Source organism: Spirochaetia bacterium, from assembly GCA_022482625.1.
In the GTDB taxonomy this organism is placed as follows: Bacteria; Spirochaetota; Spirochaetia; order Sphaerochaetales; family Sphaerochaetaceae; genus Pleomorphochaeta.
On record JAKVOU010000001.1, the window covers coordinates 2,115,814 to 2,141,177 of the forward strand.

Below are 25,364 nucleotides of genomic sequence, written 5' to 3' on the forward strand. Positions count from 1 at the left end.
GGTATCCTAATAATAGCGTTAACGTAAACATAGAAAGTATTTTAAAAAGGAGGAACATAATGAAGAAGTTATTGATCGCACTTATGGCTTGTTGCCTATGTGCAGGAATGGCTTTTGCCAATGGAACTTCAGAACAGCAAGAACCGTCTGAAACAGCTCCAGCAACGGAAGAAGGATCCATTGTCGGGCGCAATACCTTTGTGAAAGGCGGTACGGATCTTTCACTATGGACGTTCCAGGAGCTCCATGTGGGGTTCTATACTGCCATGGCTGATGCTTGGAACAAGGCATATCCGAATGAGCCTATCAACCTGACGGTTTCGACAGGTGACAGTACTGCCATGCATACGAAGATGCTGGTTGCCCTGCAGTCCGGTACGGGTGCTCCCGATATCTGTGATGTTGAAATAGGACATTTCGGCACATTCCTCAAAGGCAATTATCTGCTTCCGCTCAATGATGTAGTAAAGCCTTATCAGAATGATGTAGTCATGTCCCGTATCAAGATGTATGGAGATAGGACCGGTAACTGGTATGGAATAGATTTCCATGTCGGAGCAGCTGTTACCTACTATAACATGGATATCATGAATGCTGCAGGTGTTGATCCTGCCGATATAGTTACGTGGGATGATTACTACAATGCAGGGCTCAAGGTCCTACAGAAGACCGGAAAGCCGATGTGTGCTGTTGAAGTAAGGGATTTGTTCCTGCCACAGCTTATGTTGCTTGAAAAGAACACCCAGTATGTTGCTGCGGACGGACAGCCCCAGATATATACCCGACAGCATGTTGATGTCGTCAACTTCATAAGGAAAATGCTCAAGGCAGGTATCTGTATCATAGCTCCGGGCGGTGGCTATCACACTGAGGAATGGTATGGATTCTTTGACAAAGGTGGAGTTGCTTCCATTTCAATGCCGCTGTGGTATATGGGAAGATTCACTGATTACATGACCGATCTTGATGGCAAGATGGGCATCTATGAGATTCCTGTATGGAAGAAGGGCGATACCCGTTGTGTGCTTCAGGGTGGAACCGGTACTGCCGTGACTGTACAGTCCAAGCATCCGGACCTTGCAAAGCGTTTCCTTGCTTATGCAAAACTGTCTGATGCCGGCAACCGTTACATCTGGAACATCCTTGGATTTGATCCTATCAGGACTTCCCTGTGGACCGATCCGACTGTGACGAAGGATCCGAATAATAAATTCTTGAAATTCTTCAAGACCAATCCGTTTGACATTCTCAATGATGTCGGTTCGGATCTGACAGCTCCGAATATTTCAGGAGCATATGCAGCAACATATTCTGTCCTTGTTTCAACGACTTACAGCAATGTATTTGAAAATGAGGTTGATCAGGACGCTGCATCCATTTTGAAGGATGAGCAGGCTTCCGTAATCTACGACGAGTAATGCTTTATGCGTGACCAGTGGAACAGAGGCCTTCAGGCTTCTGTTCCCTTCTGTTTTTCAAAGGAAATTCCATGGACAAGTCTTTTTTCAAGCATTTTCTTTATTCGCAGAAAATAGCTCCTTATGTTTTCCTGTTGCCTTTTGTCATTACCTTCTGTGTCTTTTTCATCTACCCGGTCTTTGATACGGTGATGATGAGTTTTCAGAAAGTATCGGCAGGCGGAAACACATTCAGAGGACTGAAGAATTACCGATTGCTGATGAATCCTATTTTTTTCAAGGCATTGGGGCACAGCGTATTCTATACCATCGTTACTCTCTGCCTTATGATTCCTATTCCCATGGTATTGGCAGCTTTGCTTGATTCCCGTCTGATGAAAGCAAAAACCATATTCAGAGGCATCATGTTCATACCTGCATTGACGTCTGTCGTCGTCGCAGGAACTGTGTTCCGGTTGATGTTCGGGGAACTTGAAGGCTCTTTCTGCAATCAGGTGCTGGCATTCTTTTCATATGGACCGCTGGTATGGCTAAGGAAACCTGTCACGGTCTGGATAGCTCTTTTCCTTTTGTGCCTATGGCGTTGGACCGGTGTGAACATGATGTATTATCTGGCAGGGCTACAGCAGATTCCACGGGAACTATATGAATCGGCAGAAGTCGATGGTGCGGGACCTTTGTCCAGATTTTTTAGGATTACCCTTCCTCTCCTTAGGCCTACTACCATATATGTGCTGACGATTTCCATTTATGGAGGCATGGCGATGTTCACTGAGTCCTATATTCTTTTCAACGGGAATAGTTCTCCAAACAATGTAGGACTGACCGTTGTCGGTTACTTGTATCGGATGGGATGGGAACAGAACAACATAGGACTTGCCAGTGCCACCAGCTGTATCCTTCTCTTCATTGTCATGACAATCAATGTCATACAGCTTGCTTGCAACGGGACTTTCCGGAAAGGAGCTGACAAATGAAAAACAGATCAGATACCTTTCGTTCGGTTTTGTTGTTCGTTTTGTTCGTCATAGTTGTTTTTTTGATACTCTTGCCGCTTCTGCTTCTTTTTGTAGCTTCTTTTCGTCCTGGTGCCGATCTCATGAGGGAGGGACTTAGCTTCAGGATTGATTGGCAGCATTCCAGTCTTAGGAACTATCTGTTGCTTTTCAGTGGCAAGAATCCATACTTTACCTGGTACGTCAACAGCCTTTATCTTATGATTCTCCAGGTTGCACTATCCTTATTGCTGAGTGCCTGCGTCGGCTATGGCTTTGCTATGTATGATTTCAAGCTCAAAAACTTCCTGTTCGGCTGTGTCCTTCTTGTCATGATGGTACCCACCGAGGCTATCATGCTTCCCTTGTATAGGCTGACAATAAAAATGGGAAATATAGACAGCTACAGTGGTATTCTCTTGCCTTATATTGTCATTCCTATGCTGATCTTTTTCTTCCGGCAGTATCTGAGCGGTATTCCTAGGGACTTCCTTGATGCTGCACGGATAGATGGCTGCTCGGAATATGGTATCTTTGTGAGGGTCATGGTTCCGTTGATGAAACCTTCCTTTGCTGCAATGGGTATATATGAAGGGATGCAAAGCTGGAATAATTTCCTATGGCCGATGATTGTCATCAGGACATCGACAAAGACGACATTGCCTGTCGGTCTTGCTGGTCTGATTACTCCATATGGAAACAATTATGACATTCTTATTGCCGGTTCGTGCTTTGCGATAGTACCGGTGCTGATACTTTTTGTCTGCTTCCAATCGTATTTCATCGATGGCATGACTGCCGGTGGTATCAAAGGATGAAAATCGGTATAGATATGAAAATACAAGCCATAGTAACATGGGCTATAGATAAGGAAAGATGATGATACAAGCAAAGATAATATTTGATAAAGACTATAGGATCGGCAAGGTGGACAAAAGGCTTTTCAGTTCTTTTTTGGAACATCTTGGTCGCGCAATCTATACGGGAATCTACCAATCGGGTTCACCCTTCAGTGATACAGAAGGATTTCGAAAGGATGTCCTTAGGCTGGTACAGGAACTTCAGATACCCTGTGTCCGTTATCCTGGTGGTAATTTTGTAAGTGGCTTTCGCTGGGAAGACAGCATAGGGCCTGTCAAGGATCGTCCTAGACGACTTGATTTTGCTTGGAATACTGTGGAGACGAATGCCTTCGGTTTGCAGGAATTTGAAAGATGGGCCGCAAAAGCCAGTGTCCAGACAATGATGGCCATAAACCTTGGGACACGGGGTATCGAAGAAGCCCGGGCTTTGCTTGAATATTGCAATCATCCTGCAGGGACCTATTATTCAGATCTTCGGGCTTCGCATGGGGCTCGGAAACCTTATGGGATCAAGCTATGGTGCCTTGGCAATGAAATGGATGGTCCTTGGCAGATCGGGCATAAGGATGCTGATGCATACGGACAGCTTGCAGAAGAAACAGGAAAGCTGTTCAAGCAATATGATCCTTCCCTTGAACTTGTTGCCTGCGGTTCCTCGAATCCTGACATGCCGACTTTCGGGAGTTGGGAGGCAACTGTACTGCAGCGTGCCTATGACCATGTGGATTATCTTTCCTTGCATCAGTACTATCGCAACGATGGCCCGGATGATCCTCTGTTCCTTTCTGCAGGTATTACCATGGATCGGTTTATCCGTTCTGTTGTTGCAACCTGTGATTACGTAAAGGCACTGAAACGTTCTGACAAGACGATCAATCTGAGCTTTGATGAGTGGAACGTGTGGTTCCATTCCAACAGTGCAGATGCAAAGATAGAGCCTTGGAGCGTAGCTCCTCCATTGCTTGAAGATATTTATGATGCTGCTGATGCACTTGTGGTCGGCTCTTTGCTGATTACTTTGATAAAGCATGCAGACAGGGTGAAAATTGCTTGTCTGGCACAGTTGGTCAATGTGATTGCCCCGATTATGGCTGAACCTGATGGAAAGGCCTGGAGACAGACGATATTCTATCCATTCTTGCTTGCTTCCTTGCATGGAAGAGGTATCAGCATGCAACCTGTCATACTTTCACCTGCCTATGGGTGCAGCATGTATGCTGATGTCCCTTATCTTGATTGTGCTGCTGTCTTTCATGAGGAAGAAGAGGAACTTACGGTTTTTGCCATCAACAGGTCCTTGAAGGATCAGATGGAAGTTTTGTTGGATATGAGGTCGTTTGGACCGTATGTGCTTGCTGAACATATTTATTTGGATTGTAGTAATTTACGCGCAACCAACAGCGCCAAGGCCGAAAATATCCACCCGGAACGGAAACAGCCGGCTGCTGACGGTTCCCTGGTCTTGTTGCCTGCTTCTTGGAATGTTCTGAGATATAAGAGCGTGAAGAGATAAGACAAAACTTCCTGCAGGATGGCAATCTTGTCATCCTGTGGTCAGAAAAAGATTTGCATTCGAGAGTCAAAGGCCTGTCCTTGACTTATTTCTTGTAAGCCTTCATGATTTTTATCTGTTGATTTCCCAACGATAAAGAAGGTATTCCTATGTTACATATCCATTCCCTTCATGAAGGGCTTCCAGTCTTCAAGGCATTGGGGTCCGAAGTCCGGGTCAAGATCCTGGAGCTTTTGCTTGAAGATGATACCATAAGTCTCAATGAGCTTGCCAAGAAACTGAATATAACCAATGGAGCTCTTTCTTCACATATCAAGAAGCTGGAATCGTGTGGTTTGATATCAATTGCAAAGGAAAATGGTCCTGGACATGGGAACTTGAAGAAGTGCAAGGTCTATGTAGACAAGATTCTCATTGAACTTGAAAACCAGGCTTATCTGAACAATGTGTATCAGGCGGAAATACGAATCGGACATTACAGTGATCATGAGGTATATCCGACTTGTGGTTTGGCATCGGCAAAATCTTTGATCGGAGAAGTCGATGACAGTCGATATTTTGATCATCCTGACCGGTATGAGGCAGATTTGCTTTGGTTTACCAAAGGCTATGTTACCTATGAAGTTCCGAATTTTATTCCACCGAACCAAAAGATTGATCAGATTTCGCTTTCCTTTGAAATCGGCAGTGAGGCTCCCGGTTCAAATGACAACTGGCCCTCGGATATCTATTTCCTTTTGAATGGGAAAAATATAGGAAAGTGGCTCAGTCCCGGAGATTTCGGAAGTTCAAGAGGACTTTTTTCTCCTGATTGGTGGTACCCGAACTGGAACCAGTATGGGTTGCTGAAGTTGCTGGTAGTAAACAGGAGGGGAACCTTCATCGACGGAATCAAGATTTCAGATGTCTCACTCAAGGATTTTGATTTTGGGTACCGTAGTCGTATTTCCATAACTTTCAGTGTCCCTGAGTATGCCGAACATGTAGGTGGACTGACTCTGTTCGGGAAATCCTTCGGTAACTACAGGCAGAATATCAACGTCCAGCTTTACTATAGTCCTGTCAACGGTACGTAACGGCTTTTGCTGGACTCACATAGGTGACTTGGTCACTGAAAACCATATTTGATTTTCCTATTATATAAGCATAAGGAAGGAATACATCTATTCTTCACAGTCAATGCCTGACGGTTTTGTTGGTTCCTACTTATATTTGGTTTATACAGAAAGATCCTTCGGGAAAAGGAGTGATGCTTATGTCATGGACAGTTTGGTTGCTGATAGGTTCAGCCTTTGCACTATATGGTTATTATAGAAAAAATATAAATGTGATGGCAAATGCCGTGGCTGCTTATGTTGCGGGAACACTTGTACATCTTGGTCTGACGGATTCACTGATTCCTTACGTAGCTTTTATTTTGGTTTCATGGACACTTGTCATTGCACAGACGCGCTGGCTTGCAGGTGCTTATGCATATCTGTTGGGGCGGCAGGTCCGTCTTGACAAGAATCTTGAGCCTGGCCAGACGCAGGAGATTGAACTTGACCATAAGGCTTTCAGGATCAAAAGCATTACGGGTCAGAAGCTCAAGGCTGGAGCCAGGACTGTCATCGTAGCAGTCAAAGGTTCTGTTGCTTTGGTCAAGGCTGTGGATGAAGGGTAAGGCTTTCATAAAAAGATATGGCTCTGTTTTCCAAGTGTATTGCTAAGCGCTTGAAGCGACCGTCTTTTTGTAATATACTCAACATATGTTAGGTAAAAACAAAGAAACCATCAGCCTTGAAACATTGGCGGAAATGCTCGGGAATCTGTCGGAACAGGATCGCCAGAGGGTCATTGCATTGGCCGAACTGGCAACGGATGCTCCCGACAAGCATCGGGACAGTCACGAGGACATGCCGCGTTGTCCCCACTGCTCCGGTGTCCATGTCCGTCGCAACGGCTTCGTCAGGGGCAGGCAGCGGTATCTCTGCGGGGATTGCGGGCGTACGTTCGGGGCGACCACCGGTTCTGTGCGATACAAGAGCAAGCACGGCAAGGAAACCTGGGAGGCCTATCTGGAGGCATTCGCCCTGAGGCTTCCCTTGCGGGAGGCCGCACGCAAGTGCGGCATAGCGCTGAGCACCTCGTTCTTCTGGCGGCACAAGATCCTCGATGCACTGGCGACGGGATCCACGGGGAACTTGCTCAGCGGCCGGGTACAGGAAGACGAGACGTACATCCAGGACAACTACAAAGGCAACTGCGATGCGGAAAACAACTTGGGAATTAGGGGAAAGCGGCATCGGAGCCCGGCATACAAGACCTACAGGGTGACGGGCCATCGTCATGAGAGAGGGAAAGCGACCCATACGAGGGGCTTGAGCAACCAGAAGGTCTGCGTGCCGTGCGCCATCGACGAGCAGGGGAAGACCCTGGCGAAGGCTGCCGGCAGGGGGATGGTGCAACCCCGCTACCTTTCCTTTGTCCTGGCCTCGCACCTGGGCGATGACGTGGTGATGGTGACCGACAAGAGCCGGGCAAGCCGGGAATTCTGCGCCTCGGATGGCCTGCCGGTGGTACAGCTGAAGGCGGGCATACAGGGATGCCCGGTACGAGGGCGATACAACTTGCAGAAGGTCAACAGCCTGCATAGCCGTCTTCGGGGGTTGCTGGCTGGATTCAGGGGTGTTTCCACGAAATATCTTGACAACTATCTTGCCTGGAATGGCTTCGAGGTCGAGAACCCCGGATTGAATCGTCTGGACCTGAAAACCGTATTGCTGGACAAGATGCGGACAATCGGAACATGTTCAACCTATTGGGGGATATTTCACAAGCCTCCCTTGCCTTTTCCCACTGTTGGCTAGCCCTGCAATACACTCGGAAAACAGAGCCAAAGATATTGATGATAGAGTCAAGGATACTTTGTTCAAAGGCGGCAGCTAGACAGTTGTCGCCTTTTTATCAATGGACTGTGATGATTCCCCTTCTTTCCAATCCGTCTATCCTGATATCAAAAGATTGAGTGTTCCGATAATGGATGAAATGGGAACTTTCTTCAACCTTTTCCAATTTGCTGAATCCATCCAGGTTGAGTTTCCCTTGGTTGAAGGAAGGATTGACTGTCATATAACAGTTTCCTAATAATGTCAGGTTCTGAAAGAAATGTGTACCTTGGCTGGGCTCTACCTGAAAATCAGGGAATCCTGTTTCTACAATGACTCGTGCGTGTGAAATCTGTGCCCATACGACAGGTATACCGAGCCAAGGATCACAGGAACCTAGTCTTCCTGCCACAATCAATAGAAAATCCTGTCCGGTAGACTCGGCCTCGGTATTGAATTTTTCTATTTCTGTTGCCATGCCGGCCATTTCCTTTGGATTGAACTGATCGTATTTGATGACGATGGCATCCTTGATTTCTGAAATCTTCCCATTTCCCATGACCATTTCAGAATAAACCAATGCATCTGTCTGTTCTGATTCATCGATTCTTACATCACTTTCTTCCATACCTTCTGCAATAGGTCTTATCTGGAGTAGGCTGAATTCTGGTTTTTTGGGAAGTTTTCTATTTAGGTTTACGGCAAATTCAATTTCGATGGGAGTATTCATGGCTTTTTGCCCAAGCTCAAGGATATCTCTGACAATTGCTGCAAGAGGAAACATATCATATTTGAGTATGCCGTTGAAAGTAAGGATTTTTTCCCCTTTTGCATTGCAATCTTCATTCAGCAGGCCTGTTGAAAGATCGATTGTAGAAGCGCAGCCTTTCAGTACATCAGGAAACTGTCCTGCTTCTGTTATGTCGAGTAATTTCAGATTGTCAACATCGTCAAACGGATGATATCCCTGATGCATGTGCAGTGCATAGAATGAAGTCTGGTTGCTTGCTCCGTTTCCGGTAAGATTCTGAATTGGTTTTTTGGGGTATCTAGGAGAAAAACGAAAAGCTTTGCCATTGTCAACAATTGTCTTTCCGAATCCAAAAGACAACATACCTATGCCGTCTCTGGGGTCTTCGCCTGGAAGGGGATAGTAGTTGAGGGAACGGGCTACGCCGCTGATGTTCGGATACCAGTAATCTCCATGCCGAGAACCGATGACTTGCTGTATGATGACTGCCATCTGTTCTTCTTCCAATATATGGTCAGTAGCTTTCATATATTCCTTTGCATGCCTGAAATAAGTTGAAGCCCATACAGTCTTGACTGCGGCTTCAAGTTCAAATAGCCTTTTGCCTTCGTTGCCGACATTTGGTATCATGCAGGTTTCATATACGCCGGCAAACGGTTGGAAATGGGAATCTTCAAGCAGGGATGAAGAGCGGATGGAAATCGGTTGAGAAATGACATTGATGACAGCCGTCAGGTCTGCCTTCAGGTCTTGTTCCAGTGGTTTTGAAAGGAACAAAGAGAGCAGTTTTTTATCATCCATATCCTGTAGCACCATTTCCTTAAGTCCGTTTTCTTCCATGAATTGGACAAAGCTGCCTGTCGAAATGACGACTGTGCGGGGTATGGAAAGATAGACTTCAGGATATTTGTCGATGATGCCGCTTGCTCTCAGTTCCATGTTGATGAAAGCCAAGCCACGGCCTTTGCCGCCCAAGGAACCATTTCCGATTCGGGAAAAGAACAGGGTCTCATCATAATTGTCCCGTGAGAACTGGGCCAATACCCCACGAGTCCTTTCTGTCCTGTATTCTTTGATTTTTGAAACAAGATCTTCCCGTGCTTTTTCAGGATCCATGTATGCTTCGATTTTCAACGGTTTCAGCTGTGCTGCCAGGACATAGAGGCTTTGGGCCCTGAGCCATCTGGAAAAATCATTCCTGTTGCTATGGTAGATATATGAGTTGATCGGTATTGCAGCAAGGGCATGCTGCAACTCTCTCATGGTCGTTGCGATTGCAATTGTCTTGCCGGTATCCGGATCCTTGAAATGGAATGGCCCGAACCCGTAGTGTGCTATGACGTAATCATGCAAATCAGACAATAACGTGCTTGACTTTTTCCATAAGAAACTTGCACCTTCATCCCGGCATGTCTGTGCACAGCCTTCATCCATGCTCTGGATCAGGACAGGAAGCGATGGATTATCTGCTTTGACCTTCCTACATAGTTCCAAACCGGCCAGTTTGTCTTCCTTTCCGTTTCTTTCATAGGACATGTCCGTGATGAGACCAAGGATATTGTTTCTGAAGGTCGCATACAGATCCCATGCCTTCTCAAAGTTTTTTGCCAATACAATTTTGGGCCGTCCTCTCATACGGAGGATTTTTCCCCAGCTGTTGAGCCCTTCGAGGATACTTGATCTGTTTTGCTGTATCAAGCACGTGTAGAGCAAAGGCAGGAAGGATGAATAAAACCGTACGGAATCCTCGACAAGTATGATTACCTGTATTTCCGCTTCATGCGTGTCATGTACCAGATTCATCTCATCTTCCATCAGTTTGACCATTGCCAGGAAGATGTTCGGGTCGCCTTGGTAGTAGAAGAAATTGTCGATTGAAGTTGACATGCTTCCTTTTATCTGCTTGTTTCTCCTGTGGACAGGAGAAGGAGACAGGACTACCACAGGCATGGTCGGGTACAATCTCTTTATTTCGTCTGCCAGCTGTTCGACATTCTCGCTGCCGAGGTCAAGCATTGATATGACGAGTTCAAATTTTCGATCTGACTTGAGGGCTGCCAAAGCTTCTTCCGGGGTATTGGCATGGGTAATTTTAGGCGGTGTGCTCAAACCTAACTGGGTATATTCCAGAAAAAGTTCTTCTTCAACCCTGCCATCTTCTTCAAGAAGGAACCTGTCATAATCACTGCAGATAAGCAGTACATTGTATATATGCCGGAGCATGAGATTGCTGAAAGGCAACCATGTCGGATCAAGTGTGTACATACCAGAATCATAACACTGTCATAGTGTGAATACAACTTTTTATTTCTTGGAGACAATGTAAGAATTGGGCTATGGAAGTGGATTAAGGGATTTTCATCATGTCAATTGGTTCTTTTCGTTACGTATAAAATTAATTGGTAAATATTGAAAAAATATTATTTTTTTTGATGATATACATTAATCTGTATAATAATTTTTATGTATATTGCAACTTGACTGAACGTGTAACTGGGTTTACCCTATTCTCGCTAACAAAGCGAAAGGAGACAGATTAACATGTATGATCTAGAGACGTTCATGACATGGCTGAAACAAAAGAATCCAGGACAGAAAGAATTTCTGCAGGCTGCAAGGGAAGTGCTTGAATGCATTCTGCCGGTAGTCAATGACAATCCGGTATATTGTAAGAACAAGATTCCTGAAAGGATTACCGAACCTGACAGAATCTATGAATTTAAGGTTGAATGGGAAGATGACAACGGAGAAATACAAGTAAATCGAGGTTGGAGGGTACAGTTCAACAATGCACTGGGACCGTACAAAGGGGGACTGAGGTTCCATGCATCAGTTACGTTGGATTCCCTGAAATTTCTTGGTTTTGAGCAGACCTTCAAGAACAGCCTGACAGGGCTTCCGATGGGCGGAGGCAAAGGTGGTTCTGATTTCAATCCGAGGGGAAGAAGCGATAGTGAAATATTACGGTTCTGTCGGAGTTTCATGAGTGAGCTTTATCATTATATCGGAAGTAATACCGATGTTCCTGCCGGAGATATCGGAGTCGGAGGTAGGGAGATAGGTTTCCTTTATGGGCAGTACAAACGTCTGAAGAAAGAAAATACAGGTGTGCTTACGGGAAAAGGGCCCGGTTGGGGAGGATCTTTGGTAAGACCTGAAGCAACGGGCTATGGAACAATGTATTTTGCCCAAGAAATGCTAAGCCGTAACGGGGATTCAATCAAGGGAAAACGAATTGCAATAAGCGGCTTTGGCAATGTTGCCTGGGGCGCAGTCATGAAAGCTGCGCAATTGGGAGCCAAAGTTGTTACTATCAGTGGCCCTGATGGCTATATCTTGGATGAAGAAGGCATCAATACCAAGGAAAAAATGGACTATATGCTGTATCTGAGGGCCTCAAACAATGATGTTGTAGCTCCCTATGCCAAGCGCTTCAATGCTAAGTTTATTCCACACAAGAAGCCTTGGGAAGTTCCTGTGGCCATGGCATTTACCTGCGCCATTCAGAATGAGCTGGATATAGCGGATGCAAAACAACTTGTTGCCGGCGGCTGCAAATATATAATAGAAACGAGCAACATGGGCGTTACTTCGACGGCTATGGAATATCTGCTTGAGCAAAAGATTGATTTTGCACCGGGTAAGGCTGCAAATGCCGGAGGCGTGGCTGTCTCAGGACTTGAGATGAGCCAAAATGCCATGCATCTGTCATGGCCTGCTGATGAAGTTGATGAGAAGCTGAAACATATCATGCAGAATATACATCAGATGTGTGTCAAGGAAGGTCTCCGTGAGGATGGAACCGTCAATTATGTCAGAGGAGCTAACATAGCAGGTTTCCGCAAGGTAGCCGATGCAATGGTTGCACAAGGGTATTGAGCACTTCCCGATACTCTCGGTTGGTTTTTGTTTTGCAGGCGGTCGGATTATCGGCCGCCTGACCTCTTTGTTGGAAGACTGATTTATCTGCAGGGTCTGTTTTGCCCAAGATGACATTGGGTTCAGACTGTTTTTGTAATCATATCATGATGTCTTGTGTTGGTCCGGATTCATTGCATTTTCCTTGATGACAAGTACTGTATCGACAATAGTATCAGGAACAGTTCCTTGTTTTTTGTTTACCAGATAATCAAACATCTTGGAAACAGATTCATATCCTTGCCGATAAGGTTGCTGACAGACAGTTGCATCTATGATGCCGCGTTCCAGTAACTGTGCCGTGGCCTTGCTTCTGTCGAAAGTAAGGATATGCGGTCTGTGCCCTTTTCTTGTTTCTTCAATGGCCCGGCATGTTCCTGCAACGCCACCGGCAACGATAAAAACGGTAGTTATTTCCTTGTGTGTTTCCAAAGCTTTTCTGCTCAGTTCGTATCCATGGTTCTCATCATCAAGAGATTCCAGCATGTCAACGATTTTGTAGTCCAGGCCCTTTGCCTGTAGGGTATCAAGAAATCCTTTTACCCTTTGGTTATGTCCATACATGGATCGAGAACCGGAAACAATGAGTATATGCTGTGGCTCTTTTGTCATTAAGGCTAGCATTCCCGCAGAAGTACAACCTGATTGGTAGTAATCCGGCCCTATATAGAAAAGTCTCAAAGATGTCGGGATATCCGTATTGACGCAGCCGACAGGCAATCCTTGCTTTGTGAAGGTTTCTATTTTCTTGGCAACCATCGGATCGTCGGGTGAAACGATAAGGAGGGCATCCGCTCCTTTTGCAACAAGGCTGTCCATGTATCGGCAATGTTCTTCCAGTCCATATCCTTTTATATTCCTTATATCCAAAGAAAGGCCATAGTCCTTGTTGTCTTCCTGGAAGGTTTCAAGGCCTCTGATAAGCTCGTCAAAGAAATGATTGCCTATACTTGGAAGCAAGCAGCCGATTCTTATCGGGGATTTATTGGCCGCAAGGAGCCTGCCGGCTTTATTGGTGGTGTAACCCATTGTCCGGCATAAAGTTCTGATTCGGATGGCAACTTCACTGTTTACTCCGGGACGGTTGTGCAGTACCCTGTCTACCGTTCCTCTTGAAACACCTGCTTTGGCTGCAATATCCTTGATTGTAATTGCCATGTTTGCTCCTGAGCTTTGATTCTAACATGGTCAGGAACAGTAAACCATATCAATTGGAGAAAAAGTTCCTGTTACTGTCCCTTGTGTGGAATCTTGTATTTTTTCTTTTGACAATCAGTAGAGGCAATGGTACAATAACCAGAGTCGTGTACGAGCACGGTATATCAAGAATTTTTTAAATTTGCAAGGAGAGAAGGAAGAAATCGTGAATATTCGACCGGTAACTTCAGAATATTTCAATACTTATGGGGCGGTTATTTCCGGCTATGATGTCAGTGGCTTGCTCAAGACGCTTGATGAGAAGACTCCTAAGCCTGGAAAAGGTACGGTCTATGTAGCAAGTTGTTCGGATTTGGAGAAAGTTTTGATTACAAAAGAGCTTGAAGCCAATGCATACGGCGGCTTGCCCATAGAGGTCGGTTACTGCAATGGCAATAACCATGTACTCAATTGCTTGGAATATCATCGGGGAAGTGAGCTCAATATTCCATCTCAGGATGTAATCCTTTTACTGGCAGACAAAAGGAAGATGAAGGACAATACGATTGATACACAGGAAATAGAAGCTTTTCTTGTTCCTGCCGGAACGGTTGTCCAACTTTATGAAACGACCTTGCATTATGCTCCTTGTACTGCTCCGGGGCAAGAAGGCTTTCGCGTTGTCATTGTTCTTCTGAAAGGTACCAATACACAAAAGGAAGATATTGTTGTGAAAAGCGACGAAGACAAGCTCCTCTTCGCAAGAAATAAATGGCTTGTTGCACATAAGGATAGTCCGGAAGCAAAGAGAGGGGCTTTTGTGGGCTTGCATGGAATCAATCTGACCGTATAGGAGGGAACAGTATGCAGAATATTCCAAAAGTAAAATTGGGAATCATAGCTGTGTCACGGGATTGTTTTGTCATTTCTCTTTCACAGTCTCGCAGAAAGGCAATTGTCGAAGCTTTTGGGCCAGGGTTATACGAAGCCAAGACAACGGTAGAAAACGAACTCGATGCCAAGAAAGCCGTCGAGGAAGTAGTAGCTGCCGGATGCAATGCACTATGCGTTTTCCTTGGGAACTTTGGTCCGGAGACACCGGAGACTCAAATTGCACAGTATTTCGAAGGACCTGTTATGTATGCTGCTGCAGCAGAGGATGGAGCAGACAAGCTGGTCGGTGACAGGGGAGATGCTTACTGTGGGATGCTGAATTGTTCCTATAACCTAGGGCTTAGGAAAATTAAGGCTGTCATCCCTTCTTATCCTGTCGGTACTGCTGCAGACATTGTAAGAATGCTCAAGGATTTTATCCCGGTAGCCAGAGCTATCATAGGGCTGTCCAGTCTGAAGGTAATTTCTTTTGGACCTCGGCCCCAGGACTTTTTTGCCTGCAACGCTCCGATAAAGCCATTGTATGATCTTGGGATTGAAATTCAGGAAAATTCTGAGCTTGACTTGCTGGTTGCTTATCGCAGCCATGCAAATGACAAACGTATTCCTGCCGTGGTCAAGGATATGGAACAGGAACTAGGAAAAGGAGAACACTATCCTGATCTTCTGCCGAAGTTGGCACAGTATGAACTTACCTTGCTTGATTGGATAGAAGCAAACAGAGGTTCGCGTTCCTATGTAGTCTTTGCAAATAAATGTTGGCCGGCATTTCCTAAGGAATTTGGCTTTGAACCTTGTTACGTAAATAGCCGGCTGGCATCCAAGGGCATTCCTGTTGCATGTGAAACTGATATCTACGGTGCTGTTTCAGAGTATATCGGAACCTGTATTACCGATGCCCCGGTTACCTTGCTTGATATCAACAATACCGTACCAGAGGATATGTATAGCGACCAGATTCAAGGAAAATATCCGTATGTCCTGCATGATACCTTCATGGGCTTCCATTGTGGTAATACGCCATCATGTAGACTTACATGCGGAACACTTAATTACCAGCTGATTCAAAATCGCCTTTTGGAAGACGGTGGTACACCTGATTTTACAAGGGGAACATTGGAAGGGGATATTGCCGCAGGACCTATAACGTTCTTCAGATTACACGGCAATCCTGATTCTTCTCTTCAGGCATATGTAGCTCAGGGAGAAGTGCTTCCTGTACCTACTCGTTCTTTTGGGGGAATCGGAGTCTTTGCAATTTCTGAAATGGGCAGATTCTATCGACATGTCTTGATTTCCAAGCATTACCCGCATCACGGTGCCGTTACCTTCGGACATGTAGGCAAGGCTCTGTATGCATTGTTTGATTATCTGGGAATTCCTGATATTTCTTTCAACCAGCCCAAGGGAATGCTGTATAAGGATGAAAATCCTTTTGATTGATTTCCCTGACGGTTTGTAAGTACCTTCCTGTGTCAGGTACGGTTGCATATGTTTGCAACCGTACCGTTTTCTTTTTGCAGAAAACAAGCTGTGTCCATCAATGTGGAAAGCTTTTGATGTTTTTTTTGTGTTGATATAGTTTCTTTTTTTATGGAATTGAGAGGTTTTTGAAAAAAAATAAAAATTTCTTAAAATTTTTTTGCCGAACAGTCTTTGAAATCAGGTGCAAAACCTATTTTGTATTACTTGATTTCTATAAGTGATACTTGGAAAAATGATAGTTCCGATGTGAGTAAATACAAAAAACTTATATAAAATTTTAGTATTTTTTTAACTCCTGCATGCCTCTTGCATACGTATGGAAACCGTGATAGGGTGTCGACGTGTAAAAGAAAGGAAGGAGTAATTAAGTATGGCTTCTAATGAATTACAGACTTGCAGGGACAATAATGCCTTATCCATACAGCGACTTAGTCTTGGAAATTCACAGGGAATGTTTTCGCCTTTGGGAGAAGCCAGAAAAGATGTGATAGAGGAACTACGCAAGGAGCCGGAACCTGTTCGGATGGAGAGTGTCCATGTATCACCGAGGAAGACTCAGAAAAAGAAACAGGGCATATTCAAATGGTTTACGAAATAAAATAATCCAAAAGGTTTCCATTATACTTGAATCCCCATCGAAGCGATGGGGATTGTTGTTTTTCCCTGATTACAAAAATGACTGACAGTATAAGAATTTTAATACTTTGTTCTACTTGCAATCAGAAAAATCGTGTACTATAATGAAATTCGTGTGCAATAGCCAACCTATTGCTGCTTTGTGCAATGTATGGTCCCGTGAGGGAATTCATCAAAATATACGATTTATGGAGTGTCGAAAATGGACAACAAGAAAATGGTTACGATTGATGGTAACACTGCTGCTGCGCATATTGCATATGCCTTCAGCGATGTGGCTGCCATTTATCCGATCACTCCTTCTTCACCAATGGGAGAATACGCTGATGCTTGGGCTAGCACCGGACGCAAGAACCTTTGGGGTAAGAAGGTCGAAATTATGGAAATGCAGTCGGAAGCCGGTGCATCCGGAGCGGTACATGGTGCTTTGTCTGCAGGTGCTTTGACGACGACATTTACAGCTTCCCAGGGTTTGTTGCTTATGATCCCGAATATGTACAAGATTGCCGGTGAAATGATTCCGACTGTCTTCCATGTGTCCGCAAGATCTCTTGCTGCTCAGTCACTCTCCATCTTCGGAGACCATTCTGATGTCATGGCTTGCCGTAACACCGGTTTTGCAATGACTGCAGCAAGCAGCATTCAGGAAACTATGGATATGGCGCTGGTAGCCCATCTGTCTACCCTTAAGAGCAAGGTTCCGTTCCTTGCATTCTTTGATGGGTTCCGGACTTCTCATGAAATCCAGAAGGTAGAAGAAATTTCCTATGATGATATCAGACCTTTGGTCGACGAATCTCTCATCAAGGAATTCCGTGAACGTGCTCAGCGTCCTGAGCATCCCATGGTCAAAGTTGCTGCCCAGAATGAAGATGTATATTTCCAGGGCCGTGAAACCGTCAATCCTTATTATGATGCTGTACCAGAAATCGTACAGGGTTACATGGATGAGGTTTCAAAACTGACAGGCCGTCCTTTGCATCTATTTGAGTATTCAGGAGCTTCTGATGCTACTGATGTTATTATTGTCATGGGCAGTGGTGCAGACACCTGTGAATGGGCTAGCAAATACATCAATGAACGTGGTGGTAAGACCGGTGTCATCAATGTACATCTGTATCGTCCTTTCAGTGCAGAGCATCTGGTTGCTGCACTTCCCAAGACCGTAAAGAGGATTGCAGTTCTTGACAGGACAAAGGAACCGGGAAGTCTTGGTGAACCTTTGTATCTGGATGTTGTTGCAGCTTTGGAGCAGATGGGTAAGACTGGTATCAAGGTCATCGGCGGACGCTATGGCTTGAGCAGCAAGGATTTCCCACCGACTCATGCAAAGGCTGTTTTCGATCATCTTGCAGGACCGGCTTTCCATAACTTTACCGTTGGTATCAACGATGATGTTACCCATAAGTCCATCAAGATCGGTGATTCGATTGATGTTACACCCAAGGGCGTTGTTTCCTGCATGTTCTGGGGCCTTGGTTCCGATGGTACTGTCGGTGCAAACAAGAACTCCATCAAGATCATCGGTAACAACACTCCCCAGAATGCACAGGCTTATTTTGCCTATGATTCCAAGAAGTCCGGCGGTATTACCGTCAGCCATCTTCGTTTCGGTGAAAGCAAGCTGAATATGCCATGGTTGATCGACCATGCTGATTTCGTTGCTTGTCATAATCCTGCTTATATCGGCCGTTATGATATGCTTGGTCCATTGAAGGAGGGCGGAGTATTTCTTCTCAATAGCCAGATTCCTTCTGATGAAGTATTCGAGCATCTTACCCGTGATATGCAGGAGCAGATCATCAACAAGAAGATTCGTTTCTTCAATATCAATGCTCTTGAGATCTCCGGTGCCGCTGGCCTTGGTACAAGGATCAATACGGTCATGCAGGCTGCTTTCTTCAAGATCAGCCGTATCCTTCCAGAAGAAGAAGCCATCAAGCTGATCAAGGAATACATCAAGAAGACCTTCCTCAAGAAGGGCGAAGATATCGTCAAGAAGAACTGGGCTGCCGTTGACGGTGCATCCGATGCACTCCACGAAGTCAAGATTCCTGCTACGATTACCAAGAGCTGTGAACCACCGGTTCTGATTTCTGCAGATGCCGATGAGTTTGCACAGGACATCATCAAGCCGATCATGCATCGTCAGGGTGATACTATTCCTGTTTCCAAGATGTCTTTTGACGGTAAGTTGCCTACTGGTACCGCAAAGCTTGAGAAGCGTGGTGTTGCACCGTTCATTCCTCATTGGATGAGTGAGAACTGTATCCAGTGTAACCAGTGCGTACAGGCTTGCCCGCATGCAGCAATTCGTGCAAAGCAGATTGAACCTGCCAAACTTGAAAATGCTCCGGAAGGATTTGTTACCATCAAGTCCAACACCAAGAACACCAAGGACCTTCGTTTCAAGATTCAGGTCTATCCTGAAGACTGCCAGGGTTGTGGCGTCTGTGTTGAGACCTGCCCGGCAAAGAACAAAGCTCTGGAGATGCGTCCTGTTCAGGATGAAAGAGATGCAGGAGCTGACAAGTATGCTGAATTCTTCGAAGATCTGCCTTATGCAGTGATGGATGGTGTTTCTGATACGACCGTCAAGGGTCTGCAGTTCAAACAGCCTCTGTTTGAGTTCAGCGGTGCCTGTGCAGGTTGTGGAGAAACTCCTTATGTCAAGCTTGTTTCCCAGATTTGTGGCGAGAACATGATTGCAGCCAATGCTACAGGATGTTCTTCCATTTATTCAGGAACATTCCCGACTATTCCGTATACCAAACGCCAGAGTGATGGCCGTGGTCCAGCATGGGGCAACAGTCTGTTCGAAGACAATGCCGAATATGGCTTGGGCATGCGCCTTGCATTGGATAGCAACCGTCACCAGTTGAAGATCTATATCGATCAGTTGCTGGAAGCTGGTACTACTCCGGAACTGACTGAAGCAATCAAGAAGAGCCTTGATGTCTGGGGTTCAGCCAAGGAAGATGCAATTGAAGCACAGAATGCTGTACAGGCTGCACTTCCTGCTGCTCTTGCTGCTGCAACGGATGCCAACAAGGGTATTCTTGCCAAGATCGATGAGTTCAAGGATTATTTCTGTGACAAGAATGTATTCATCATCGGTGGTGATGGCTGGGCATATGATATTGGCTATGGTGGTGTTGACCATGTTGTTGCCAGTGGCAAGAATGTCAATATTCTTGTCCTTGACACAGAAGTATATTCCAATACCGGTGGACAGGCTTCCAAGGCTACGCCACTTGCAGCTGTTGCAAAGTTTGCAAATGCAGGTAAGCAGGTCGGTAAGAAGAACATGGGCTTCATGTGCATGAGCTATGGCTATGTGTATGTAGCTTCCATCAGCTTGGGAGCCAACAGGGCTTTGGCTCAGAAAGCACTGCAGGAAGCTGTTGCATGGAATGGTCCTTCCATTGTCTTCTGCTACGCTCCTTGTATCAACCATGGTATGAATATGAGATTCAGCCAGGTTGAAGAGAAGAGGGCAGTTGATGCTGGTTACTGGCCGTTGTATCGCTATAATCCTGCACTGCCTCAGGGTGAGAGATTCTCTTGGGATATCAAGAAGGCTCCGACAATTGATTATCTCGACTTTATCAAGGGTGAAGTCCGCTACAAGTCATTGTACAAGACTAATCCGGAACATGCAGATGAACTGTTTGACAAGGCAAAAGCCGATGCAGCAAATCGCATGAGTTTCTATGAGAGAGTCGGTAAGCTTATGTAATTGTTTCCTGCAATGGAAATATGCAAGGGTCCTTTCGGGGGGCCCTTGTTTTTTCTGCCATTACCAGAGTATTTGATTTTTTGACAATTTGTCTTAATTGTTTTCCTGTCGTCAGGATCATGACATTGAGATGAAAGCGGATGTCAAAAGGGTTGTTTCTGTAATTCCAATGTACGTATGAAGTTCAATTGACATTCAGTTGTTTGTATGATTAAATCAACAGTGATATTGTCCAATGGATACTTTAAGAAGGTTTGGATGTCGGAGATTTTATTTCCAGATGCCCAAAGGTCGGCTGATCAAGTGTTGAAGGCAACCATTCTGAATCTGTTGATCGGGATGGACCTGGATTGCTATGGATGGAGGAATTCATGAAAAAATTGAAAAACACCTTATTGATGACGATGCTTGCCGTTTTATTGTGCTCATGTGCCGGTACAGCAGCAAATACAGCACCGGCAATCGAGTATGACAGCCAGAACAGTACCTATCTGCAGGAAGTCCTGGGAGTAAAGCAGTTCGCGGGAACAGTATCTTCTGCTGATTTTACTGCAGCAGCGAACAAGATTACAGGGAAGGAAATAACTGCTGATGCGGATATCCTGAAAGTATTGGTACAGGAGGCTGATTTCGATGAACTTGCCCAAACCTATTCTCGGGATAAAGTCTCGGCACGCTTGAAGAATTATGGCATTGCCGATACTGGCACATATGACCAAAAGTATGTTGTCTGTGCCTTGGATGCACACCTTGTTGATACCCTTCATTTCCAGGCAATCGTAAAGGAAGGAAGTCTCGATCCTGACATGGCAGACTATCTGCTGATGCAATTAGCCAAGACTACCGGCCAGGCCCGACATTATTTGGGCAGGGTTTCAGATCCTGATATCATCAGCAAGATTTCTACAGCTTTTGACAATTTGTATCTGTTCTCATACAGCGATCTTGACAATGCAGGAGCTAAATTGGTCGAAGATAAAGTTACGACTGGATATAACCTCAAGGAGGATGGCTATAATGCCAATTTCCTACCGGAACTGACAATCAAATACGGACATAGTGAAGAAGTCCATCTCAAGCAGCTGGTTGCCTTGCTCAACAGTGAGGGAATTGACGCACGCTTGCAGCTTGAACCAAAAATATCCATCTATCAGTACTTGCTTGAATGGGGCCCGATTCCGGAACCGACACCGACCTATCGTGTAGAAAAATATTCTGATAATCTCTATTTGGTCTATGCTACGGAATATGATGCGATGTTTGAGTTTGACAATGAAAGTGACTTGGAAGCCTTTGATGGCATAATCAATAAATATTCAAAGAAAAACTCAGCTAACCAAGCAAAAGGCAGTGATGTCAAATTGATTTCCGGTGCTTGGTGGCAGCCTCTGTATAGCACGATGGATAAGAATCATGACCAGAGTGCTTACAAGGCCGTCTATGATTGCAGTGCATCTGAGAATGGATATACATTCCATTCATTCTGCTTGCCTGCAGTCAAGGACAACCTGCTTGCAGCAATGAAGAAAGAAATGTCTGATAAGGCAAAGATTTCCGTTGCTCCACTCTATGTTGACAATGCCTTCTACAGGTATCTGAATGGAGAATCAGAATAAACAGCTGATTATATGTGCAAACCGGAAGCAGTTTGCTTCCGGTTTTTGCTTCTAAGTCTGGAAAGGCATACCCCTATGAAAGTTGGTTTGTACTTTCAATTTTCTGCATCAAGAGAAGCAAGGGTTGCCACCATTCATGTTGGTCTGGGTCTGCACCGATACTCCTTATTTTCTTCAATCGGTAACGCACCAAGCTGTCTTTATTCTTCTTGCAGAGGATATCAAGATCCTTTCGGATAGTTTCTCTTATGGCCTGGGCTGTAAAATCTGGATCTGCCTGGGCTCCTTCTTCGACTTCAGGAATAATACCATTGATGATTTTCAAAGCAAGAAGGTCTCTGGAAGTCATTTTCATGATATCAGCGGCTTCCTCGGCCTTACTGGGATCATGCAGGAGTATTGATGCAAAACCTTCAGGAGTGATGACTGAATATACTGCGTTCTCCAAAAGGTATATCTTGTCTGTGATGCCGATACCCAAGGCGCCACCACTACCGCCTTCACCGATGATGAAGCTTATCGTGGGTATCTTGAGCAAAGCAAATTCCCTGAGGTTTTTCGCTATGGCTTCGCCGATACCCCGTTCTTCTGAATCAATGCCGGGATAAGCTCCTGGTGTGTCGATGAAACTGATCAAGGGACGATGGAACTTTTCTGCCTGTTTTGCCAGCCTAAGAGCTTTTCTGTATCCTTCGGGTCTGCTCATACCATGGTTGCAATCAAGATTTTCCTTGAGGTTTGAACCTTTTTTTATGCCGATGACCGTTACTGGTCTGCCCTCGAACAGTGCAATGCCACCTATCATTGCAGGATCATCTCCGAAAGCACGGTCTCCATGCAGTTCCATAAAGTCATCAAAGAGCAGATGTATGTATTCCATTGTACCTGGACGTTTGATATCCCTGGCCAGCTGCACGCAATTCCATGCAGATCTCGGCGTTACTGCTTTATCAACAGAAGACAGCCGTTTCTTGATTGTCTGATAGTTATTGTTCATGTTGCCTCATGTGTCCGCAATAGGAACGAAAGTGTCCTGTGCAGGTCTTTTCTCTCGACGATGGCATCAAGAAATCCATGTGATTGTTGGAATTCAGAAGTCTGAAAGCCTTTAGGCAGTTTTTCTCTGATGGTTCCCTGTATGACTCTGGATCCTGCAAAACCTATCAAAGCCTGTGGTTCTGCAAGTATGACGTCTCCGAGCATGGCAAAGGATGCCGTAACGCCACCCATCGTTGGGCTGGTCAGCAGAATGAAGAGTGGTACGGCAACTTCACCCATCAATGCAGCCGCCGCGCTTGTCTTTGCCATCTGCATCAGGGAGAAGATACCTTCCTGCATCCGAGCACCGCCACTGGCCGTACAGATGATCAGAGGGAGGTCTTCAAGTGCAGCTTTGATCATTGCTGCTGTAATTTTTTCTCCTACGGTGGCTCCCATGGAGCCTCCCATGAAATCGAAACTCATGACGCAGAGTATGACCTTCTTTCCGTCAATCGTACAAGTTCCTGTAGAAACTGCATCATTCTGCCGTGCCTTTTCCTTATTTTCCTGTAATTTTTTATCATAGCCGGGAACTCCTAATAAATTCGTTGCTTTCATGTCCTCGGCAAATTCTTTATAAGAGCCATCATCACAGATAAGGGTAAGCCTTTTCTCCCAGTCCATCCTGAAGTAATGGTGGCAGTATGGGCAGATGTCTAGATTTTCTTCTAGTTCTTTTTCAGAAAGCTCCCTGTTGCATCCAGGACAGATTTTTACTGATTCCTTCATAGTTTTCCTTCCTTTTCCAGGATGTCGTAAAGATCAGTTGCGAACTTACCGCTGGAAAACTGTTCGCTGTCCAATATGGTTCTTACTGCTTCTTTGTTTGTATGAATGCCTTGTATATCCAATTCGTCCAGAGCTTCATGCATGGTCCTTATGGATTCTTCCCTGCTGTCTGTATGTACGATGATCTTTGCCAACAAGGCATCATAGAAAGGACTGACCGTATAGCCTTCATACAGATGGGAATCACAACGTATGCCGCAGCCGATCGGTGGGATGAACTTGGTGACCTTTCCACAGGAAAGGGCATTTATCCTGACTTCGAGTGCATGTCCCTGGAGCGGTGGATCTTCTCCCAGGCATCGTGAAGGAATCCCGTCACTTATGAGGACCATCTGTTTTACCAAATCAATGCCCGATACGGCTTCCGAGACTGTGTGTTCGACTTGGATTCTTGCATTGACTTCCATGAAACAGCAGTTGTGATCCTGTATAAGGAATTCAATGGTTCCTGCACCTTTGTACGCCAAAGTACGGAACAGATTTACAGAAGCTTTTCTCAGTCGAGTCCTTAAGTCTCTTGAAACGACAGGAGAGGGACTTTCTTCAATAATTTTCTGATGATTCTTTTGCACGGAGCAGTCTCTTTCACCAAGAAAGATTACATTGCCGTTACCGTCGGACAAGAGCTGTACTTCTATATGCCTGGGATGTTCCAGGTAGGCTTCCATATGAACTGTACTGTCACCAAAGAACAATTTGGCTTCTTTCTGTGCAATGCCAAGTCCTTCTGCAAGTTCCTCTTCCTTGCGTATGATTCTCATTCCTTTGCCGCCGCCTCCCAAGGAAGCTTTGAGTATGATGGGATAGCCGATATCCTTTGCGGTTTTCTTTGCTTCCTCAATGGTCTTGACTGCGCATTCTGAACCAGGAGTAATATCCAGGCCTGTGGCTTTTGCCTTTTTTCTGGCTTCAATCTTGTTACCTAGCAGATTGATCGTGGTGGGGTCTGGTCCGATGAAGATGAGACCCGCTTGACAGACTCTGTCGGCAAATGTTCCGTTTTCGCTGAGGAAACCTACTCCTGGATGAATTGCCTGGCAATGTGTATAGAGTGCTGCTGCAATAATATTCTGCATGTTGAGATAACTGCTTTCACAATCTTTATCCCCGATGCAGATAGCCTCATCTGCCATTTTCGTCCAAAGTCCATCGGCATCTGGTCGGGAAAAAACAGCAACGCTGCCTATTCCCATCATTTTCAGGCAACGGATGATTCTTACGGCAATTTCTCCACGATTTGCTACAAGCACTTTGGTGATCATAGTGGTTTTACCTTGAACAGAGGTTGCCCGAATTCTACCAATGAGCCTTCCTGTGCCAGTACTTCCATGATTTTGCAATCTTCATCTGCTGGCATTTCGTTCATCATTTTCAATGCTTCTATAATGCAAAGTGTCGTGCCTTTTGTTATTGTCGTACCGACAGGAGCAAATGGCAAAGCATCAGGAGATGGTGCGCTGTAGAAGGTGCCTACCAGGGGAGCTGTGATTGTCTTATATGTTTCTGTGCCAGATTCTTTGCAGTCTCCTTCAGAAAATTCCTTTATTACAGGGACAGAACTCTGTGCTGGACCTGAGGAGTTTTTTTTCATATGTAATCTGCATCCCTCAACTTCAAGTTCAAGTTCCGTCATGGAACTGCTATTGAAAAGGGCTGTGATATCCTTGATTGTCTTGATGTCGATATGTTCCATAATTCACCT

General features: G+C 45.2%; 18 protein-coding genes and 1 pseudogene. 13 read left to right on the forward strand and 6 right to left on the reverse strand.

All coding sequences use genetic code 11. The annotated features are described in order from the left end of the window. The first annotated feature begins 59 nt into the window (after nt 1–59). The 7 genes and pseudogenes from LKE40_09605 (at nt 60) to LKE40_09635 (ending at nt 7,638) form a co-directional block, all read left to right on the forward strand. Entirely contained in the window at nt 60–1,418 is a 1,359-nt protein-coding gene (locus tag LKE40_09605) for an extracellular solute-binding protein (protein ID MCH3917699.1), read from the forward strand. Between the two features lie 71 nt (nt 1,419–1,489). After that, nucleotides 1,490–2,395, forward strand: a complete 906-nt coding sequence (locus LKE40_09610; protein MCH3917700.1) for a sugar ABC transporter permease — start codon at nt 1,490–1,492, stop codon at nt 2,393–2,395. Next, a complete protein-coding gene (locus LKE40_09615; GenBank protein ID MCH3917701.1) occupies nt 2,392–3,231 on the forward strand; it encodes a carbohydrate ABC transporter permease in 840 nt (279 codons plus the stop codon). The genes LKE40_09610 and LKE40_09615 overlap by 4 nt, the downstream gene beginning before the upstream one ends. A 61-nt stretch (nt 3,232–3,292) precedes the next feature. Further along, nucleotides 3,293–4,675 (forward strand): annotated as a pseudogene (locus LKE40_09620) (alpha-N-arabinofuranosidase). Between the two features lie 263 nt (nt 4,676–4,938). Further along, complete coding sequence (locus LKE40_09625) at nt 4,939–5,865, forward strand: winged helix-turn-helix transcriptional regulator (GenBank protein ID MCH3917702.1); 927 nt, start codon at nt 4,939–4,941, stop codon at nt 5,863–5,865. Between the two features lie 179 nt (nt 5,866–6,044). Further along, nucleotides 6,045–6,452: a hypothetical protein gene (locus tag LKE40_09630; GenBank protein MCH3917703.1), complete on the forward strand. Its 408-nt coding sequence runs from the start codon at nt 6,045–6,047 to the stop codon at nt 6,450–6,452. Between the two features lie 232 nt (nt 6,453–6,684). Next, on the forward strand, nt 6,685–7,638 hold the full coding sequence (locus tag LKE40_09635; GenBank protein ID MCH3917704.1) for an IS1595 family transposase: 954 nt from the start codon (nt 6,685–6,687) through the stop codon (nt 7,636–7,638). A gap of 97 nt (nt 7,639–7,735) precedes the next feature. On the opposite strand, the gene LKE40_09640 is transcribed toward LKE40_09635, so the two are convergent. Further along, complete coding sequence (locus LKE40_09640; protein ID MCH3917705.1) at nt 7,736–10,672, reverse strand: pyruvate, phosphate dikinase; 2,937 nt, start codon at nt 10,670–10,672, stop codon at nt 7,736–7,738. Nucleotides 10,673–10,948: 276 nt separating this feature from the next. Between LKE40_09640 and gdhA the strand changes: the two genes are divergently transcribed. After that, on the forward strand, nt 10,949–12,286 hold the full coding sequence (gene gdhA / locus LKE40_09645; protein MCH3917706.1) for an NADP-specific glutamate dehydrogenase: 1,338 nt from the start codon (nt 10,949–10,951) through the stop codon (nt 12,284–12,286). A 144-nt stretch (nt 12,287–12,430) separates the two neighbouring features. Here the strand turns inward: gdhA and LKE40_09650 are convergent, their stop codons facing one another. Continuing rightward, entirely contained in the window at nt 12,431–13,483 is a 1,053-nt protein-coding gene (locus LKE40_09650; GenBank protein ID MCH3917707.1) for a LacI family DNA-binding transcriptional regulator, read from the reverse strand. 205 nt (nt 13,484–13,688) lie between these two features. On the opposite strand from LKE40_09650, the gene LKE40_09655 reads away from it, so the two are divergent. From LKE40_09655 to LKE40_09675, 5 genes are all read left to right on the forward strand, one after another. Beyond that, on the forward strand, nt 13,689–14,315 hold the full coding sequence (locus LKE40_09655) for a DUF4867 family protein (GenBank protein MCH3917708.1): 627 nt from the start codon (nt 13,689–13,691) through the stop codon (nt 14,313–14,315). An 11-nt stretch (nt 14,316–14,326) separates the two neighbouring features. After that, nucleotides 14,327–15,799, forward strand: a complete 1,473-nt coding sequence (locus LKE40_09660) for an L-fucose/L-arabinose isomerase family protein (protein ID MCH3917709.1) — start codon at nt 14,327–14,329, stop codon at nt 15,797–15,799. A 412-nt stretch (nt 15,800–16,211) separates the two neighbouring features. Next, nucleotides 16,212–16,439 carry a hypothetical protein gene (locus tag LKE40_09665; GenBank protein ID MCH3917710.1) on the forward strand — a complete coding sequence of 76 codons (228 nt, stop codon included), beginning with the start codon at nt 16,212–16,214 and terminating at the stop codon, nt 16,437–16,439. Nucleotides 16,440–16,679: 240 nt separating this feature from the next. Then, nucleotides 16,680–20,216 (forward strand): pyruvate:ferredoxin (flavodoxin) oxidoreductase, encoded by a 3,537-nt coding sequence (gene nifJ, locus LKE40_09670; GenBank protein MCH3917711.1) that lies wholly within the window; start codon nt 16,680–16,682, stop codon nt 20,214–20,216. 371 nt (nt 20,217–20,587) lie between these two features. Then, the gene (locus tag LKE40_09675) at nt 20,588–21,832 is read left to right on the forward strand and encodes a hypothetical protein (protein MCH3917712.1); all 1,245 of its coding nucleotides are present in this window, start codon (nt 20,588–20,590) and stop codon (nt 21,830–21,832) included. Between the two features lie 73 nt (nt 21,833–21,905). Here the strand turns inward: LKE40_09675 and LKE40_09680 are convergent, their stop codons facing one another. The 4 genes from LKE40_09680 to accB are packed head-to-tail and all read right to left on the reverse strand — an operon-like array spanning nt 21,906 to nt 25,355. Continuing rightward, a complete protein-coding gene (locus tag LKE40_09680) occupies nt 21,906–22,829 on the reverse strand; it encodes an acetyl-CoA carboxylase carboxyltransferase subunit alpha (GenBank protein ID MCH3917713.1) in 924 nt (307 codons plus the stop codon). Continuing rightward, nucleotides 22,826–23,602 carry an acetyl-CoA carboxylase, carboxyltransferase subunit beta gene (gene accD / locus LKE40_09685; protein MCH3917714.1) on the reverse strand — a complete coding sequence of 259 codons (777 nt, stop codon included), beginning with the start codon at nt 23,600–23,602 and terminating at the stop codon, nt 22,826–22,828. The genes LKE40_09680 and accD overlap by 4 nt, the downstream gene beginning before the upstream one ends. Then, nucleotides 23,599–24,924 carry an ATP-grasp domain-containing protein gene (locus LKE40_09690; GenBank protein ID MCH3917715.1) on the reverse strand — a complete coding sequence of 442 codons (1,326 nt, stop codon included), beginning with the start codon at nt 24,922–24,924 and terminating at the stop codon, nt 23,599–23,601. The genes accD and LKE40_09690 overlap by 4 nt, the downstream gene beginning before the upstream one ends. Beyond that, nucleotides 24,921–25,355 (reverse strand): acetyl-CoA carboxylase biotin carboxyl carrier protein, encoded by a 435-nt coding sequence (accB, locus tag LKE40_09695; protein ID MCH3917716.1) that lies wholly within the window; start codon nt 25,353–25,355, stop codon nt 24,921–24,923. The genes LKE40_09690 and accB overlap by 4 nt, the downstream gene beginning before the upstream one ends. Nucleotides 25,356–25,364: the final 9 nt, after the last annotated feature.

Coding starts and splice junctions, on each gene's coding strand:
- LKE40_09635 (MCH3917704.1), top strand. CDS start 6,685: ATGCCGCGTTGTCCCCACTGCTCCGGTGTCCATGTCCGTCGCAACGGC.
- gdhA (MCH3917706.1), top strand. CDS start 10,949: ATGTATGATCTAGAGACGTTCATGACATGGCTGAAACAAAAGAATCCA.
- LKE40_09650 (MCH3917707.1), bottom strand. CDS start 13,483: ATGGCAATTACAATCAAGGATATTGCAGCCAAAGCAGGTGTTTCAAGA.
- accB (MCH3917716.1), bottom strand. CDS start 25,355: ATGGAACATATCGACATCAAGACAATCAAGGATATCACAGCCCTTTTC.
- LKE40_09640 (MCH3917705.1), bottom strand. CDS start 10,672: ATGTACACACTTGATCCGACATGGTTGCCTTTCAGCAATCTCATGCTC.
- LKE40_09630 (MCH3917703.1), top strand. CDS start 6,045: ATGTCATGGACAGTTTGGTTGCTGATAGGTTCAGCCTTTGCACTATAT.
- LKE40_09660 (MCH3917709.1), top strand. CDS start 14,327: ATGCAGAATATTCCAAAAGTAAAATTGGGAATCATAGCTGTGTCACGG.
- LKE40_09680 (MCH3917713.1), bottom strand. CDS start 22,829: ATGAACAATAACTATCAGACAATCAAGAAACGGCTGTCTTCTGTTGAT.
- LKE40_09605 (MCH3917699.1), top strand. CDS start 60: ATGAAGAAGTTATTGATCGCACTTATGGCTTGTTGCCTATGTGCAGGA.
- LKE40_09615 (MCH3917701.1), top strand. CDS start 2,392: ATGAAAAACAGATCAGATACCTTTCGTTCGGTTTTGTTGTTCGTTTTG.
- LKE40_09625 (MCH3917702.1), top strand. CDS start 4,939: ATGTTACATATCCATTCCCTTCATGAAGGGCTTCCAGTCTTCAAGGCA.
- accD (MCH3917714.1), bottom strand. CDS start 23,602: ATGAAGGAATCAGTAAAAATCTGTCCTGGATGCAACAGGGAGCTTTCT.
- LKE40_09675 (MCH3917712.1), top strand. CDS start 20,588: ATGAAAAAATTGAAAAACACCTTATTGATGACGATGCTTGCCGTTTTA.
- LKE40_09610 (MCH3917700.1), top strand. CDS start 1,490: ATGGACAAGTCTTTTTTCAAGCATTTTCTTTATTCGCAGAAAATAGCT.
- LKE40_09665 (MCH3917710.1), top strand. CDS start 16,212: ATGGCTTCTAATGAATTACAGACTTGCAGGGACAATAATGCCTTATCC.
- nifJ (MCH3917711.1), top strand. CDS start 16,680: ATGGACAACAAGAAAATGGTTACGATTGATGGTAACACTGCTGCTGCG.
- LKE40_09690 (MCH3917715.1), bottom strand. CDS start 24,924: ATGATCACCAAAGTGCTTGTAGCAAATCGTGGAGAAATTGCCGTAAGA.